Genomic DNA, 16,703 nt, shown 5'->3' with positions numbered 1-16,703 from the left:
GACGTGGATGGCCGGATCAAGTCCGGCCATGACGATTGGTGAGGGCCCAGCGAAGGTGGAGCGGACCGGCTGACACGGAAGGCAGTTGCGCAGGCCTAAGCGCCCGACTGTCGCCCGGCTCCGAAAAACCCGCTCAGTTCAGCGGCAGGGTCGCGGCGCCGAGGATGGGGCCGGGGGCGGCAAACGTGCCGGACTGGAGCAGCACCACCACCGCATTCACGCCATCGAGGCGCAGCTGGTTCACCGGCACCTTGAAGCGCTCGGCAGCGCCATCCCACGTGCCGGCGCGGACCCAGCCGCGCACCACATTGGTATAGGTGATGTTGCGCCCGCCATTCTCGCCCCGGCCGATGGCCACCGTATGCGAGCGGATCACCGGGCAGATCCACACTTCCGCACCCGGCGCGTGCTGGAGGCTTTTGACATCCACCACCAGATCATCGCCCTCGCGGGCAAGGCGCACCGGCACCATGAGCGCGCCGCCGGCGGCCTTGGCGCTCACCATGGCCTTCTCCACCGCAGCCCGATCGCTACCGATGGCGGCCTGCGTGCCGTCCACCACCATCTGGGGGGTGTAGATCTTGCGGTCGCCGCGCACGTCCGCATAGGCGCGCTGGCGCTGGGAATGGCCGTGCTGGGCCAGAGTGTCCTTCCAGCCGATGTAATCCCAATAGTCCACCGCAAGGGTGAGCGGGATCACGGAGGGATCGCGGGCCAGCTCGCCCAGCAGTGCATCGGCCGGCGGACAGGAGGCGCAGCCCTGGCTGGTGAACAGTTCCACCACCGCCTTGGGCATGACGTCCTTGGGCGCTTCCGCGGCGGACTGCGTGGCGACCTTGACCACCGCCTCCTGCGCCATCGCCGGCACGCCCGCGAGGCCGGCGATGGCGAGAGCCAGCACGGTGCGCAGGGAGAGACGGAACAGCGGCGCGGCGATCATGGGCGGTAATCAAAACCCTGAAAGAACAACGTAAGACAAAGCCTTGGGCAAAGTCGGACGAGAAACCGGAACGGAAAACCGAAGCGGACCTTGGGCGACTGAACCCGTGACGGCTGTGGTCAGGCCAACGGATAGGCCCGGCACGGCCACAGAGCCAGTCACTTCAAGGTGAGACAATTTGCGACAAAATGGATGAGGAAATCATTTCCGGGAAATCCCGAACCCCCTCGCCGGAGGCAAGATGCAAAAAGGGCGGATGGTGCCTCCACCATCCGCCCTCTTGAAACCTCAGGCCGCGAGTGAACGCAGCACGTAGGGCAGGATGCCGCCGTTGCGGAAGTAGTCCAGCTCGTCCAGCGTATCGATGCGGCAGAGCAGTTCCACGTTCTTCACGGTGCCGTCAGCGAACTTCACCTCGGCGGTCATCATCTGGCGCGGCTTGAGGTCGCCCTCGATGCCCTTCAGGGTGACGATCTCATCGCCCTTCAGGCCCAGCGTCTGCCAGCTCTCGCCGTCCTTGAAGACCAGCGGCACGATGCCCATGCCCACCAGGTTCGAGCGATGGATGCGCTCGAAGGACTGCGCCACCACGGCGCGCACGCCGAGCAGCTTGGTGCCCTTCGCCGCCCAGTCACGCGAGGAGCCGGTGCCGTATTCCTTGCCGGCGAACACCACCAGCGGCACGCCTTCGCTCTTGTAGAGCATGGCCGCGTCATAGATCGGCATCTCGACGCCGTCCGGATAATGGACGGTGACGCCGCCTTCCACGCCCGGAACCATCTGGTTCTTGATGCGGATGTTGGCGAAGGTGCCGCGCATCATCACTTCGTGATTGCCGCGACGGGTGCCGTACTGGTTGAAGTCCACCGGGCGCACCTGATGCTCGATCAGATACTTGCCGGCCGGGCTCGCCTGCTTGATGGAACCGGCGGGCGAGATGTGGTCGGTGGTGATGCTGTCGAGGAACAGGCCCATGATGCGGGCACTGATGATGTCCTTCACCGGCTCCGGCTCCTTCGTCATGCCGACGAAGTAAGGCGGGTTCTGCACATAGGTGGAGGCATCCTGCCAGGCATAGGTCTGGCCGGTGGGCGCCTGGATCTTCTGCCAGTGTTCGTCACCCTTGAACACGTCCGAATACTTCTCCTTGAACATCGCCTTGGTGACGTTCTCGCGAATGTATTCGGCGACCTCCTTGTTGGAGGGCCAGATGTCCTTGAGATAGACCGGCTGGCCGTCCGAGCCGATGCCGAGCGGCTCGGTGGTGAGATCCACCTGCAGCGAACCGGCGATGGCATAGGCCACCACCAGCGGCGGGGAGGCGAGATAATTGGCCTTCACGTCCGGATTGACGCGGCCCTCGAAGTTGCGGTTGCCGGAGATGACGGCGCCGGCCACGAGGTCGTTCTTATTGATGGCTTCCGAGATCGGCTCCGGCAGCGGGCCGGAATTACCGATGCAGGTGGTGCAGCCGAAGCCCACCAGATTGAAGCCGAGCGCATCGAGATCCGCCTGCAGGCCGGAGGCTGTCAGATAGCCTTCCACCACCTGCGATCCGGGCGCCAGCGAGGACTTCACCCACGGCTTGCGGGTGAGCCCCTTCTTCACCGCATTGCGGGCCAGAAGGCCGGCGGCGATCAGCACCGAGGGGTTGGAGGTGTTGGTGCAGGAGGTGATGGCGGCGATCACCACATCGCCATGGCCGAGCGTGTAGTCCTCGCCCGTCACGGGCACGCGCTTCTCCGCCTCGCCGGCCTTCTTGAACTCGCCTTCGAGCGCCGAGAGGAAGCCGGTCTTGCTGTCGGTGAGCAGCACGCGGTCCTGCGGGCGCTTCGGGCCCGCCATGGACGGCAGCACGGTGCCGAGATCCAGCTCCAGCGTGTCGGTGAACACCGGGTCCAGCGTCTCCGCCGTGCGCCACATGCCCTGCGCCTTGGAATAGGCTTCCACCAGCTTCACGCGATCATCAGCGCGGCCGGTCTCGTCCAGATAGGCGATGGTCTCGCTGTCCACGGGGAAGAAGCCGCAGGTGGCGCCGTATTCCGGGGCCATGTTGCCGATGGTGGCGCGGTCGGCGAGCGAGAGGTGTTCGAGGCCGGGGCCGTAGAACTCCACGAACTTGCCCACCACGCCCTTCTTGCGCAGCATCTGGGTGACGGTGAGCACCAGATCGGTAGCGGTGATGCCTTCCTTCAGCTTGCCGAACAGCTTGAAGCCGATCACCTCGGGCACGAGCATGGAGATGGGCTGGCCGAGCATGGCCGCCTCCGCCTCGATGCCGCCCACACCCCAGCCCAGCACGCCGAGGCCGTTCACCATGGTGGTGTGGCTGTCGGTACCGACCAGCGTGTCCGGATAGGCGACCGTCACGGTCTTGCCGTTCAGCTCTTCCTTGCGGGTCCACACCGTCTGGGCGAGGTATTCGAGATTGACCTGATGGCAGATGCCGGTGCCGGGGGGCACGACGCGGAAGTTGTCGAACGCGCTCTGGCCCCACTTCAGGAAGCGGTAGCGCTCCTGGTTCTGCTTGTACTCCTCCTCCACATTCTTGCCGAAGGCGGAGGGGTCGCCGAAATAGTTCACGATCACCGAGTGGTCGATCACCAGATCAACGGGGACCAGCGGGTTGATCTTCTCCGGATCACCACCGAGGTTCACCATGGCATCGCGCATGGCGGCCAGATCCACCACCGCCGGCACGCCTGTGAAGTCCTGCATCAGCACGCGGGCCGGGCGATAGGCGATTTCCTTCTCCGCCTTGCCGCGCGTGGTGAGCCATTCGGCGATGGAGGCGACGTCTTCCTTGGTGACGGAACGTCCGTCCTCGAAGCGCAGCAGGTTCTCCAGCAGCACCTTCATGGAGAAGGGAAGGCGGGATACACCCGCAAGACCGTTTCGCTCAGCCGCTTCAAGGTTGTAGTAGACGTACTCCTGATCATCCACGTTCAGGGTGGTGCGGCACTTGAAGCTGTCGAGAGATGTCACGGCGCGTTTTCTCCGGTTCGATGAACGACCGACGCGATACGCCATGGTGAACGGGGTGATGGCCCGGGGCCAGACACCCCCCTGCACCATGGGCGGTGCGGTTCAGCCGCTTTATAGAGCGATTTTAAACGGCAGTCATGCGATAAGACGGGCAACATGAACCAAGTTGAACAGCCCACCGGCGAGGGCGCGAATACAGTGCCAACCCTTTGCGCAGAAGGCCTTTCGTGCCAGCGCGGACAACGGAAACTTTTCTCACGACTATCGTTCCAAACGCAGGCCGGCCATGCACTTGTGATAGTCGGGCCGAATGGGGCCGGAAAGTCTTCGCTTTTGCGCATCATCGCCGGCCTTCTCGGTCCCACCGAAGGGACCGTGTCTTTGCGCAACGGCGCCCCGGACCTGCCCCTGAGGGAACAGCTCCACTACCTCGGCCATGACGATGCGCTCAAAGGCGCGCTCACCGTTTCCGAGAACCTGGCCTTCTGGCGCGACGTGCTCGGACGCACCGGGCTTGGCGTTGAAGAGGCGCTGGACGAGGTGGGCCTCGGCGGCCTCGGACGGCTGCCCGCCTCCGTGCTGTCTGCCGGCCAGAAGCGCCGCCTCGCCATCGCCCGCCTGCTGGTGACGCGCCGCACGGTGTGGGTGCTCGACGAGCCCACCACCGCGCTCGACGTGACCGCGCAGGCGCGATTCGCCGAACTCTCCCGTGCCCATCTGGCCTCCGGGGGTATCATCCTCGCCGCCACCCACACGCCGCTCGATTTCGGGCCGAGCGTGGATGAACTCACCATCGGCGCCTGGGCGCGACCTGTCGCCGCGGTCGCGGGCGAGGTTGCCGATGGGGCGCTGAATGGTCCTCTCTCTTCCTAAGTGATCCGGCTCAGAGCACATCCGGCTTTGATTGCTCCGCAATCGAAGCCGTAAGATGTTCTCTATCAAAGTGTTAGAGGCGGATTCACAGTTCAGATGGTTTCCATCTGAACTGATCCGGCTCTAGACTGTTCCCATGATCTCCGCATTTCTCGCCATCGTCGGCCGCGACCTGCGCCTTGCCCTGCGCTCCGGCGGCGGCGCCGGGCTCGGCGTCGTCTTCTTCCTCTCCGTCGTCACCATCATGCCGTTCGCTGTGGGGCCGGATCTCGCTCTGCTCGCCCGCATCGGCCCCGCGATCCTCTGGATCGGGGCTCTGCTCGCCAGCCTGATCGGCCTTGAGCGGCTGTTCGCCAGCGACGTGGAAGACGGCGCGCTGGACGCGCTCTCCCTGTCCCCTCTGCCGCTGGAACTGGTGGCGGCCGCCAAGGGCCTCGCCCACTGGCTCGCCACCGGCCTTCCGCTGGTGCTGGCGGCACCCGTGCTGGCGTTGATGCTCAACATCGATTTCAACGGCATCGGCGCGGTGGTGCTGACCCTGCTGGTGGGCACGCCGGCGGTGACGGCGCTGGGCCTCATCGGCGCGGCCTTCTCCGGCGCCTTCCGGCGCGGCGGGCTGCTGATCGCGGTGCTGGTGCTGCCGCTGGCGATCCCGGTGCTGATCTTCGCCGTCTCCGCCACCAGCGCCGCCATCACCGGGCCGGTACCCTTCGGCACGCCGTTCCGCATCCTGATGGGCCTGACGCTGTTCGCGCTGGTGCTCGGCCCGGTGGCAGCGGCAGCGGCGCTGCGGACCGCACGGGCCTGAGGAGGACGTTCAGCCGATGCGGCGGTAGCGGCCGGTCATGAAGCGGTTCCAGCTGCCGTCCGGCATCCGCCCCTCGGAATGGAACAGGCGGGTGTCCGCATCCACCCATTCCACGATGTCGCGATAGCTGGTGTTGCCCTCCCCGGTGAAGCTCGGCCCCTCGGCGAAGAGGTTCAGCACATCGCCCTGCGGGGCGAGGTCGCCCTCATAGGTCCAGAGCTTCGTCATGGAGGAGGAGATGAAGCTGCCGACAAAGCGGCCGAGATCCGGGTCGAAGCCCAGCGTCAGGATGTTGGTGGCGCGCTGGCCGTCCTCGGTCTCCCCGTCCGATTCCGCCACCACCCATAATCTGCCGATGGCCCGCACCCGCTCGGTGCCGGTCATGTGCGCCTTGTCACCTTCGTCCATGGAGGTGGAGAAGTCGTAGGCCCAGTCGCCGACCATGCGCATGAGCCAGCTATGCTCGTCCCTCGGGGTGGCGGGCTGCATCGGTCTCTCTCCCTGTGTTGGCGCGCATAGCCTGCGCTGCATCAATGACGCTGGGTTAAAGCCATTCTATTTCTGAACTCCGGCAGCGGCCATTGGAGCCGCAAGCCCGGTCACATTCGCGCGCGCGGCCGCCCCGCGCCACGGTGAGGCAGGGCAAGACCGCTTCCCTCGCCGCTCCAGCCGCTCTAGAAGGCGCCCATGGGCCTGCTCAATCTTGCCAATCCCACCCGTTTCATGTGGCTGTCCGACCGGCTGATGCCGTGGCTCTGGGGCGCGGCCGTGCTCGTGCTGGGCGCGGGCCTCGCGCTCGCCTTCCTGGCCCCGGCCGACTACCAGCAGGGCGAGACGGTGCGGATCATGTACATCCACGTGCCGTTCGCCTGGCTCGCCATGATGGGCTACAGCCTGATGGCCGGCTCCTCGCTGGGCGTGCTGGTGTGGCGCCACCCGCTGGCGGACGTGGCGCACAAGGCGCTCGCCCCCATCGGCGCCGTCTTCACCTGCCTGTGCCTCATCACCGGCGCGCTCTGGGGCCGGCCCATGTGGGGCACCTACTGGGTATGGGACGCCCGCCTCACCTCGGTGCTGGTGCTGTTCCTGCTCTATCTCGGCATCATGGCCCTGCGCGCGGCCATCGACGATCCCAACCGGGCCGGCAGAGCCGCCTCGGTTTTGACATTGGTCGGCTTTATCAACGTACCTATTGTCAAGTTTTCCGTGGACTGGTGGAACACCCTTCACCAGCCCGCCTCGGTGTTCCGGATGGGCGGATCCGCCATCGAGGGCAGCCTGCTGTGGCCGTTGCTGGCCTGCGCAGCGGGATTCACCCTTCTGTTCCTTGCCCTGCATATGCTGGCCATGCGGACGGAAATTCTGCGGCGCCGTGTGCAGGCGCTGGAAGCCCGTGCCGCGGCGCAGGCAGGATTGTGAAGAGATGAGTCATACCGCCTTCATCGCCGCGGCCTACGGGACCGCTTTCATCGGACTTGGCGTGCTGACGCTGGCGCTGATCTGGGACAACCGGGTGCAGCGCCGGGCGCTGGCCGATCTGGAAGCGCGCGGCATCCGCCGCCGCGCCCGTCAGGGCTGACCCATGGCCACCGAAGCGCCCCGCCGCCGCCGTCCGCTGTTCGTGGCGCTGCCGGTGGTGGCCTTCCTCGCGCTGGCGGGGTTGTTCGCCGTGGGCCTCTATTCGGGCGATCCCTCGCGCATCCCCTCCGCCCTCACCGGACGGCCGGCCCCCGCCATCAGCCTTGAGCCGCTGCCGGGCCTGACCGGCGCCAACGGCCCGGTACCGGGCATCACCACGGACGCCCTCAAGGGCAAGGTGGCGGTGCTGAACGTGTGGGCGTCGTGGTGCGCGCCCTGCCGCGAGGAGCATCCGCTGCTGATGCAGCTCTCCCGCGATCCGCGCATCCTGCTGGTGGGGCTGAACTACAAGGACCAGCCGGAGAACGCCCGGCGCTTCCTCGGCACCTTCGGCCTGCCCTATGCGGCGGTGGGCGTGGACCCCGCCGGCCGCTCCGCCATCGACTGGGGCGTCTATGGCGTGCCGGAGACATTCGTTCTGGCGCAGGACGGCACGATTGCGGAGAAATTCGTCGGCCCCCTGAGCGAGGCCACCATCCGCGACAAGCTGCTGCCTCTGATCACGCGCCTGTCGGGCAAGCCGACGTCCTGAGAGCGGGCGGCCCGAGGGCCGACCGCCTTAACGCTCACGCCTCTTCGGTCTTGGCGCTCTTGTCCTCGTAGCGGGCCATGAGCGGGGCCTGCGCCATTGCGAAGATGAAGGTCAGCGGCAGATAGCCGAAGGTCTTGAAATTCACCCACGTATCCGTGGACACCGAGCGCCACACCACCTCGTTCAGCACCGCCATGACGAGGAAGAATACGCCCCAGCGGATGGTCAGGATGCGCCAGCCTTCGGCGGTGAGCTTGACCATGCCGTCGAGCACGTAAGGCAGCAGCGGCTTGCGGAACATGAGGCCGCCCAGCAGCAGCACGCCGAACAGGGCGTTCACCAGCGTCGGCTTGATCTTGATGAAATGGTCGTCCTGAAGCACCAGCGTCAGCGTGCCGAACACCATCACCACCACCGCCGAGACCAGCGGCATGACCGCGATCTTGCGCGCCAGCACCCACATGGCGATGAGCGCAGCGAGGGTCGCCACCATGAACACGCCGGTGGCGACATAGATGCCGCCATAGGAATTGCCGGCGAAGAACAGCGCCAGCGGCCCCATCTCCAGCCCCAGCTTGAGGCCAAGGCCCATCTTCGGCTTGGCGGGGGCGGCCACGGGTGGCACCTCCGTCGCAGGCGTGACGGGGCTCTGGCTGGAAACGGGCTGGGTCATCGGGCTTCTCTCGCTCATGCTCCCTTTGTGGGCATGGAGCACGGCGGGATCAAGACCCGCCCCCACACGCCTCGTTCATACCGGCGCGATTCCGGACGCAGAACCGCTGCGTGCGTCCGCTGGAATGGCTTTATCGCCCGAGCCCGAGGCAGGAGACGATCTCCGGCCCCTCGCGGTCCACCCGCACGCCCAGATTGCCGGCGAGCCGTCGCACGCCCGGTCCGGGGCGGCCCGCATCGCGGCGGATGGGATTGGGCAGCATCACCGCCATGAGCGCGGATTCCGACGCGGTGAGCTGCGCCGCGCTCTTGCGGAAGGCGCGGCGGGCGCCGGCCTCGATGCCGAATTCCCCGTCCGGCCCCCATTCGGCAATGTTGAGATAGATCTCCATCAGCCGCCTTTTGGGGATCACGAGGTCGATCCACAGCGCCAGCGGCATCTCCAGCCCCTTGCGGATGAAGGAGCGCGAGTTCCAGAGAAACAGATTTTTCGCTACCTGCATGGTGATGGTGGAGGCGCCCCGCGCCTCGCCGATCTCGTCGTCCGCCTTCTCGATGGCGGCGCGGATCTCTTCCAGATCCACCCCCCAGTGCCGGCAGAAGCGGGCATCCTCGGAGGCGATCACGGTCCGCACCAGAGTGGGGGAGATGCGATCGATGGGGGTCCAGATGCGCTCCACCCGCTCGCCAGTGAGCCAGCGGCCGAGCATCAGCGTCGAGACCGGATTGATGAAATTATAGAGGACCGACAGCACCAGCGGCGCCAGCACCAGGACGATCGCCACCCGGACCACTATGCGCAGGACCCGCATCTTACCCCGCCGTGCCATCATCCCTCCACGAACGGTCCAGCTTGCGGTCGGGTTCCCCAACAGCACGGTTCGCCGGGACATTGTCGCAGCGGCGGCTTGACCGCCCCCTCTGGTTGGGGCACCCCGAGGCCCAACGTCAATGCCAACCGAAACGCAAAGCCGTGACCCCTGCCCCCACTTCCCTGCCCCAGCGTTTCACAGCCATTGCCGCCGCCACCGAGCAGCGGCTCGTGGACGCGCTCGCCGATACCGCCCTTGCCGGCGAACGGCGGCGGCCGGACCGGCTGATGGCCGCCATGCGCCATGGCGCGCTGGACGGCGGCAAGCGCCTGCGCCCGCTGCTGGTGGCCGAGACGGCGGCGCTGTTCGACGTGCCGCTGGAAGGTGCTATCACCACGGCCGCGGCCATCGAGTGCGTGCATTGCTACTCGCTGATTCATGACGACCTGCCGGCCATGGACAATGATCTGCTGCGCCGGGGCCGGCCCACGGTGCATGTGGCCTATGGAGAGGCCACCGCCATTCTCGCCGGCGATGCCCTGCTGACGCTCGCCTTCGACCTGCTGACCGGCGAGGACGCCCACAAGAGCCCGGCCGTGCGCATCGCGCTGGTGCGCCTGCTGGCCCGCGCTTCGGGCCTCGGCGGCATGGTGGGCGGGCAGATGCTGGATCTGGCGGCGGAAGGGCGCTTTGCCGATGGCGTGCCGCTCGACCTCGACATTCCCGAGATCCGCGACCTTCAGGCCATGAAGACCGGCGCGCTGCTGGCCGCCAGCGTGGAGGCGGGCGCCATCATCGGCGGGGCTGGCCCCGAGGCCTGCGCGGCGCTTGCCGCCTATGGCACGGCGTTGGGCGCCGCCTTCCAGATCGCCGACGACCTGCTTGATGTGGAAGGCACGTCGGAGGCCATGGGCAAGCAGGTGGGCAAGGACAGCGAAGCCGGCAAGGCGACCCTCGTCTCGGCCCTCGGCGTGCCCGCCGCGCGCGAGGTTCTGGCCTCGCTCGTCACCGAAGCCACCCATGCGCTCACCCCCTTCGGCGCCAAGGGCGAGACACTGGCCGCCGCCGCCCGCTTCGTGGCCGAGCGGCAGAACTGACGTCTCCGCCCGCCGCCTCGCTGCTGGATGAGATCACGCTCTCCCCTCGTGGAACGCGCCCTCTCCCCCCTTGCGGGGGAGAGTTGGAGAGGGGGGTATCGCGGCTGCATCTGTCGCGCCCGCAGGTTTTGCTTTTGCGGAGAGGGCATTACCCCCCTCCCCAACCCTCCCCCGCAAGGGGGGGAGGGGGTAGGCCCGCCAAGCCTGACGCGCGCGCACCCTTTCCTGCACCAACAGGCAATTTTCAAACGCCCCCTCCGGCGTGCTAAACCTGCGCCATGGTTTGCCGTTTCGCCGTCCTCCCACGGGAGATGATCCGATGAGCGCCGCTTTCTCCCGGCGCGCCTTGCTGGCGGGCGCCTTCTCGCTTCCCGCCTTCGCGCATGCCCTCGGGCAGACCTCCGGACAGGTGGATGTGGTGATCGTGGGCGCGGGCGCCGCCGGCATCGCCGCCGCCCGCCGCGTGGCCGCCGCCGGACGCTCCTATGCCCTCATCGAGGCCGGCAAGCGCGTGGGCGGGCGCACCTCCACCGACACTGCCGCCTTCGGTGTGCCCTTCGATCTCGGCGCCCGCCGCCTGCATGCCCCCGCCGGCCTGCCGCTGGCGGAGCTGGGCCGGCAGGCCGGGCTTGAGCTTTACGCCGCGCCGCGCGGCGCCCGGCTCTATCAGGGCCTGAAGGAAGCCGGCGACACGGCTTATGAGGATTTCGTCGCCGCCACCCGCCGCGCCGAGCGCGCCATCGGGGCGGCCGGAGACGCGGGCCGCGATTTGCCCGCCGCCCGCGTGCTGCCGCCGGACCTCGGGCCGTATGGTCCGCTCGCCACCTTCCTGCTCGGCCCGCTGCGCTGCGCGCGCGAGCTGGATCAGGTCTCCACCGTGGATTTCTCCCGCGCCGATGACCGCGATGAGGCGCTGCTCAGCCGCGCCGGACTCGGCACGCTGGTGGCCAAGCTCGCCGAGGGACTGAACGTGCGGCTGGAGACGGCCGCCACGGCGGTGGACTACGGCCCGCGCAATGTGGAGGTGCGCACGGCGCGCGGCACGCTCACCGGGCGCGCCGTCATCCTTGCCGTGCCGCCGAGCCTCTTCTCTGCCGGCAAGATCCGCATCTCGCCCGGCCTGCCCACCCGCCAGCGCAGCGCCATCGAGCGCATTCCCTTGGGCCATCGCGAGCATGTGGCCTTCCTGCTGCCGGGCAATCCGCTCGGCGCGCAGCCGGACGAGACCCTGCTGGTGCAGGGCGCAGGTGCGCGCACGCTGGTGCTGAACGCCCGCATCGGCGGCAGCGACCTGCATGTGATGGAGCTGGGCGGCAAGGCCGCGCAGGCGCTCACCGACGGCAAGGACAATGCGGGCGCGGACTATGTGCGCGCGGCCTTGCAGGCGGAGTTCGGGGCGGACGTGGGCAAGCGCATGGGCAAGAGCATCCAGACGCGCTGGAGCAAGGATCCGCTGACGCTGGGCGGGATCTCCTGTGCTTTGCCGGGCAGCGGCAACATGCGCCGCGCCTTCACCGAAGTGGTGGCCAACCGGCTGATCTTCGCCGGCGAGCATGCCCATGAGACGCTGTGGGGCACGGTTGCGGGCGCGTGGCTCTCGGGCGAACGGGCGGCCGGGCAGGCGTTGAGGTTTCTTGGCGTACAGGGCGCGGCTCTGGAACGCTGAGCGGCTGCTTGCTTGAGGTGCTGCGCTTGAGCGCGCCCAACTTCACCACAGAGCAACGTCATGCCCGGGCTTGTCCCGGGCATCCACGTCGGGCCGACGGTGCAAACCTTCGAAGGCTGTTCCTGGCCGCGGGGCGTGGATGCCCGGGACAAGCCCGGGCATGACGGTCCGCATAAGAGGCAGGGGAGTAGCGTGGCCGAGACCGGGCGCGCTCTCCCCCTGATCACCCGCGCAACGACGCGCCGGTCTTCTTGGTCACGTCGGCGACGATCTTGCCCGCCACCGCCTCGATCTCGGCGTCGGTGAGCGTGCGCTCACGGGGCTGGAGCGTGACTTCGATGGCGACCGACTTCTTGTCCTCGCCCATGTTGCCGCCCTCATAGAGGTCGAACACGCTCACCTCGGTGATGAGCTTCTTGTCCACGCCCTGCGCGGCCTTGACGATGTCGCCGGCATTCACCGTGCGGTCCACGACAAAGGCGAAGTCGCGCTTCACCGGCTGGAAGGCGGAAATCTCCAGCAGCGGCTTCACCTTGGTGGGCTTGGCCTTGGGCTCGGGCACGCGGTCGAGCGTGATCTCGAACGCCACCACCGGGCCGTCCACGTCGAGGGCTTCCAGCACCGAGGGGTGCAGCTCGCCGAAGGCGGCGATCACGTTCGGGCCGAGGCGGAACACGCCGGAGCGGCCGGGGTGATACCAGGCGGGCGCATCGCGGGTGATCTGGAGGTTCGCCACCGGCGCATTGCAGGCGGCAAGCGCTGCCAGCGCATCGGCCTTGGCGTCGAACGCATCCACATTCACCGCCTTGCCCGACCAGTGACGGCCGGCGCCGGTGGGACGCGCGGTCGCGCGGCGGATGCCGGCGGCCTGCTGGGTCTGGTCCTGCGGACGGTCGCCCGCGAACACCTGTCCCACCTCGAACAGCGCCACATCGCCGAAGCCGCGATCCGCATTGGCCTGAGCCGAGCGGATGAGGCCCGGCAGCAGGCTCGGACGCATGTCCGACAAGTCGGAGGCGATGGGATTGATGAGCGCCAGTTCAGCCTTTCCGCCGCCGAACAGCTCGGCCTCGGCCTTGGAGACGAACGACCAGGTGACGGCCTCCACCAGCCCGCGGGTGGCGAGCGAACGGCGCGCCTTGCGGGTGCGCAGCTGAAGCGCGGTGAGCACCGGCTTGCGGGTGTTGCCAGCGGGGAACTCGATCGGTTCCACGCGCTCGAGGCCGAGGATGCGCACCACCTCTTCCACGAGGTCGGCCTTGCCTTCCACGTCGCCGCGCCAGGAGGGCGGCACCACGTCCACCACCTCGCCGTCACCCGAGACGGCGAAGCCGAGCGCTTCCAGCACGCCGATCATCTCGGCGCGGGAGGCGTCGAGGCCGGACAGGCGCTTCACCTCGGACAGCGGGAAGGAAATGGTGCGGGTGGTGTCGGGGATGGCCCCGGCCAGCACCACTTCAGAGGGCTCGCCGCCGCAGATGTCCAGCACGAGGTGCGTCGCCAGCTCAAGGCCGGGCAGCGTGTAGGCCGGGTCGATGCCGCGCTCGAAGCGGAAGCGCGCATCCGAGTTCAGGCCGAGCTTGCGGCCGGTCTGGGCGATGTTGATGGGGTCCCACAGCGCGCTCTCGATGACCACGTCCACGGTGGCCTCGTCGCAGCCGCTCTCCTCGCCGCCCATGACCCCGGCAAGGCTCTCCACGCCCTTTTCGTCGGCGATGACGCACATGCTGTCGTCCAGCGTGTAGGTCTTGCCGTCGAGCGCCAGCAGGGTCTCGCCCTCCTTCGCGCGGCGCACCACGAGATCGCCCTTCACCTTGGCGAGGTCGAACACGTGCAGCGGCCGGTTGCGGTCGAAGGTGAGGAAATTGGTGATGTCCACCAGCGCGTTGATGGGCCGCAGGCCGATGGCGCGCAGCTTCTCCTGCATCCACTCCGGCGAGGGGCCGTTCTTCACGCCCTTCACCACGCGCAGCGCAAAGGCCGGGCTGAGCGCCGGCGTATCGCCGAAGTCGAGCGCCACCTTCACCGGCGAGGGGAACTTGCCCTCCACCGGGGCGATGCGCGGGGCCATCAGCTCGCCGAGGCCGGCGGCGGCCAGATCGCGCGCCACGCCGGACACGCCGAGACAGTCGGCGCGGTTGGGGGTCACGGCGATCTCGATCACCGGATCATTAAGGCCGATCACGTCCGCGAAGGGCGCGCCCACGGGGGCGTCCTCGGGCAGCTCGATGATGCCCTCATGCTCGTCGGAGAGGCCCAGCTCGCGGGCGGAGCACATCATGCCGCGGCTCTCGACGCCGCGGATGGTGCCAATTTTGAGCTCGGTTCCTGTGTCCGGGATGACGGTGCCGGGGGCGGCGAACACCACCTTGATGCCGGCGCGCGCGTTCGGCGCGCCGCACACCACCTGCACCGGGGCGCCCGCGCCGACATCGACCGAGCACAGACGCAGCTTGTCGGCATTGGGATGCTTCTCGGCGGTGAGCACCTCGCCGACGACGAAGGATTTCAGCGCCTTCGCCTTGTCCTCGACGCCTTCCACTTCAAGGCCGATGAGGGACAGCTTCTCGACGATGGCGTCCATCGGCTGCGTGGTTTCCAGATGCTCTTGGAGCCAGGACCAGGTGAACTTCATGGGGCTAGGCCTTCATGGGCGGCCGGCCTGCGCTGTCACAAGCGCGCGGCCGCGAGGATCAAACGGGCGATAAGACGAGGCTCAGGCGGAGAGGCCGCCGGCCAGCGTCGGGAAGTCGAGCGGGCGGAAGCCGTAGTGCGACAGCCAGCGCACGTCGGCCTCGAAGAAGGCGCGCAGGTCGTTCATGCCGTACTTCAGCATGGCGATGCGATCGATGCCCATGCCCCAGGCGAAGCCCTGGTAGACGTCCGGGTCGATGCCGCAGTTGCGCAGCACGTTCGGATGCACCATGCCGCAGCCGAGAATCTCCAGCCAGTCGTTGCCCTCGCCGAAGCGGATCTCGCCGGGGCGCGAGCGGTCGCACTGGATGTCCACTTCCATGGACGGCTCGGTGAAGGGGAAGAAGGACGGGCGGAAACGCATGGTCACATTCTCCACCTCGAAGAAGGCCTTGCAGAATTCCTGCAGGATCCACTTCAGGTGGCCCATGTGCGAGCCCTTGTCGATCACCAGCCCCTCCACCTGATGGAACATGGGGGTGTGGGTCTGATCCGAGTCGCAGCGATAGGTGCGGCCGGGGCAGATGACGCGGATGGGCGGCTTCTGGCCAAGCATGGTGCGCACCTGCACCGGCGAGGTGTGCGTGCGCAGCACCATGCGCTCGCCCTCCGCATTCTCCGGCAGGAAGAAGGTGTCGTGCATCTCGCGCGCCGGATGGCCGGCGGGGAAGTTCAGCGCGGTGAAGTTATGGAAGTCGGTCTCGATGTCCGGCCCTTCCGCCACCGAGAAGCCCATGTCGGCGAAGATGGCGGTCAGTTCTTCCGTCACCTGCGCGATGGGGTGCACGCGGCCGATCTCGGCGGGGGTCTCGCGCAGCGGCAGGGTGACATCGAGGCGCTCGGTGGCGAGGCGCGCTTCGAGAGCCGCGCCCTTCAGCGTGTCCTTGCGGGTGGCGAGCAAAGCCTGCACGCGGTCGCGCATGCCGTTGAGCGCCGGGCCCATCACCTTGCGCTCGTCCGGCGACATGGTGCCGAGGGACTTCAGAAGCTCGGAGACGCTGCCCTTCTTGCCGAGGGCGGAGACGCGCACCTGCTCCAGTTCCGCCTCGCCGGAGGCGGCGAGGATGGCCGACGCGATCTCCCGCTCGAGGGCGTCGAGGGCGGGATGGTCGGTGAGGACGAATGCGGACATGTCAGACCTTCTGGCGAACCTTCGGAGGGCGGCGGAGCAATCAAGCAGCGTCAGCCGCGCGGGTTATAGCCGGGCAGCGGAAACGCCAAAAGCCCCGAACGACAAGCGTGCGGGGCTTTCAGGTCTCGGTCAGGCGCGGGATGCGCTGGAAACGCGTGCGAGGCGGATTCACGGACCAGATGGCAACCATCTGGTCCGATCCGGCTCGGTAGAGCGATCAGGCCGCGAAGGCGGCCGATCCGGGCTCAGGCTGCGAGGGCAGCCTGCGCCTTCTCCACCAGGGCCTTCAGGGTCTCGGGCTCGTGGACGGCGATGTCCGAGAGCACCTTGCGATCCACCTCGATCCCGGCCTTGCCGAGACCATCGATAAATCGGCCATAGGTCATGCCGAGTTCGCGCACACCCGCGTTGATACGCTGGATCCAGAGCGCGCGGAACGTGCGCTTCTTGATCTTGCGATCGCGGTAATTGTACTGCATCGACCGTTCGACGGCCGACTTCGCAGCGCGGATGGTATTCTTGCGACGGCCGTAAAAGCCCTTGGCGGCTTTGAAGACCTTCTTGTGCTTGGCGTGTGACGTTACGCCACGTTTGACGCGGGCCATGGGTTAAATCCTTTGATCGCGGTTGTGGCGTCAGCCGTTCGGCAGGAACGACTTGCGGATCACGCGCCCATCGCTCTCGCTCAGGATCGTGGTGCCGCGCTGGTTGCGGATCGTCTTGTTGGTCCGCTTGATCATCCCATGGCGCTTGCCAGCCTGGGCCGCGATCACTTTACCCGTACCCGTCAGACGGAAGCGTTTCTTCGCTCCCGACTTGGTCTTCATCTTGGGCATTTGGCTCTCCGTAGCCGC

The 16,703-nt window shown here is 67.5% G+C and carries 16 protein-coding genes; 7 read left to right on the top strand and 9 right to left on the bottom strand.

Translation table 11 applies throughout. The annotated features are described in order from the left end of the window. Nucleotides 1-133: 133 nt before the first annotated feature. Complete coding sequence (locus tag IEW24_RS23365; protein ID WP_188583206.1) at nt 134-940, bottom strand: DUF1223 domain-containing protein; 807 nt, start codon at nt 938-940, stop codon at nt 134-136. A gap of 288 nt (nt 941-1,228) precedes the next feature. Continuing rightward, on the bottom strand, nt 1,229-3,925 hold the full coding sequence (gene acnA / locus IEW24_RS23360) for an aconitate hydratase AcnA (protein ID WP_280514993.1): 2,697 nt from the start codon (nt 3,923-3,925) through the stop codon (nt 1,229-1,231). A gap of 156 nt (nt 3,926-4,081) precedes the next feature. Between acnA and ccmA the strand changes: the two genes are divergently transcribed. After that, entirely contained in the window at nt 4,082-4,798 is a 717-nt protein-coding gene (ccmA, locus tag IEW24_RS23355; RefSeq protein ID WP_188583204.1) for a heme ABC exporter ATP-binding protein CcmA, read from the top strand. A gap of 136 nt (nt 4,799-4,934) precedes the next feature. Further along, the gene (gene ccmB, locus IEW24_RS23350) at nt 4,935-5,606 is read left to right on the top strand and encodes a heme exporter protein CcmB (protein ID WP_373870122.1); all 672 of its coding nucleotides are present in this window, start codon (nt 4,935-4,937) and stop codon (nt 5,604-5,606) included. A 9-nt stretch (nt 5,607-5,615) separates the two neighbouring features. Here ccmB and IEW24_RS23345 read toward each other — a convergent pair whose 3' ends face one another. Further along, complete coding sequence (locus tag IEW24_RS23345; protein ID WP_188583202.1) at nt 5,616-6,095, bottom strand: DUF1579 domain-containing protein; 480 nt, start codon at nt 6,093-6,095, stop codon at nt 5,616-5,618. 198 nt (nt 6,096-6,293) lie between these two features. On the opposite strand from IEW24_RS23345, the gene IEW24_RS23340 reads away from it, so the two are divergent. The 3 genes from IEW24_RS23340 to IEW24_RS23330 are packed head-to-tail and all read left to right on the top strand — an operon-like array spanning nt 6,294 to nt 7,776. Beyond that, on the top strand, nt 6,294-7,025 hold the full coding sequence (locus tag IEW24_RS23340) for a heme ABC transporter permease (protein ID WP_188583200.1): 732 nt from the start codon (nt 6,294-6,296) through the stop codon (nt 7,023-7,025). A gap of 4 nt (nt 7,026-7,029) precedes the next feature. Next, entirely contained in the window at nt 7,030-7,185 is a 156-nt protein-coding gene (locus tag IEW24_RS23335; protein WP_188583198.1) for a heme exporter protein CcmD, read from the top strand. Between the two features lie 3 nt (nt 7,186-7,188). Then, a complete protein-coding gene (locus IEW24_RS23330; protein ID WP_188583196.1) occupies nt 7,189-7,776 on the top strand; it encodes a DsbE family thiol:disulfide interchange protein in 588 nt (195 codons plus the stop codon). 34 nt (nt 7,777-7,810) lie between these two features. Here the strand turns inward: IEW24_RS23330 and IEW24_RS23325 are convergent, their stop codons facing one another. Then, complete coding sequence (locus tag IEW24_RS23325) at nt 7,811-8,449, bottom strand: septation protein A (RefSeq protein WP_373870121.1); 639 nt, start codon at nt 8,447-8,449, stop codon at nt 7,811-7,813. 130 nt (nt 8,450-8,579) lie between these two features. Continuing rightward, nucleotides 8,580-9,260 carry a monofunctional biosynthetic peptidoglycan transglycosylase gene (gene mtgA / locus IEW24_RS23320; RefSeq protein ID WP_188583192.1) on the bottom strand — a complete coding sequence of 227 codons (681 nt, stop codon included), beginning with the start codon at nt 9,258-9,260 and terminating at the stop codon, nt 8,580-8,582. 161 nt (nt 9,261-9,421) lie between these two features. Here mtgA and IEW24_RS23315 point away from each other — a divergent pair, with 161 nt between their 5' ends. Then, nucleotides 9,422-10,357: a polyprenyl synthetase family protein gene (locus IEW24_RS23315; protein ID WP_373870120.1), complete on the top strand. Its 936-nt coding sequence runs from the start codon at nt 9,422-9,424 to the stop codon at nt 10,355-10,357. Between the two features lie 319 nt (nt 10,358-10,676). Then, on the top strand, nt 10,677-12,023 hold the full coding sequence (locus IEW24_RS23310) for a flavin monoamine oxidase family protein (protein ID WP_188583190.1): 1,347 nt from the start codon (nt 10,677-10,679) through the stop codon (nt 12,021-12,023). Nucleotides 12,024-12,246: 223 nt separating this feature from the next. Here IEW24_RS23310 and pheT read toward each other — a convergent pair whose 3' ends face one another. The 4 genes from pheT to rpmI form a co-directional block, all read right to left on the bottom strand. After that, nucleotides 12,247-14,658, bottom strand: a complete 2,412-nt coding sequence (pheT, locus tag IEW24_RS23305) for a phenylalanine--tRNA ligase subunit beta (RefSeq protein WP_188583188.1) — start codon at nt 14,656-14,658, stop codon at nt 12,247-12,249. An 81-nt stretch (nt 14,659-14,739) separates the two neighbouring features. Continuing rightward, complete coding sequence (pheS, locus tag IEW24_RS23300; RefSeq protein WP_188583186.1) at nt 14,740-15,849, bottom strand: phenylalanine--tRNA ligase subunit alpha; 1,110 nt, start codon at nt 15,847-15,849, stop codon at nt 14,740-14,742. Between the two features lie 245 nt (nt 15,850-16,094). Continuing rightward, entirely contained in the window at nt 16,095-16,454 is a 360-nt protein-coding gene (gene rplT, locus IEW24_RS23295; RefSeq protein ID WP_188583184.1) for a 50S ribosomal protein L20, read from the bottom strand. A 30-nt stretch (nt 16,455-16,484) separates the two neighbouring features. Beyond that, nucleotides 16,485-16,685, bottom strand: a complete 201-nt coding sequence (gene rpmI / locus IEW24_RS23290) for a 50S ribosomal protein L35 (RefSeq protein ID WP_029003627.1) — start codon at nt 16,683-16,685, stop codon at nt 16,485-16,487. Nucleotides 16,686-16,703 lie beyond the last annotated feature (18 nt).

This window comes from Azorhizobium oxalatiphilum (assembly GCF_014635325.1).
In the GTDB taxonomy this organism is placed as follows: Bacteria; Pseudomonadota; Alphaproteobacteria; order Rhizobiales; family Xanthobacteraceae; genus Azorhizobium; species Azorhizobium oxalatiphilum.
Note: the sequence above shows the minus strand (reverse complement) of the source record. Positions and strands in the feature narration are given on the sequence as shown.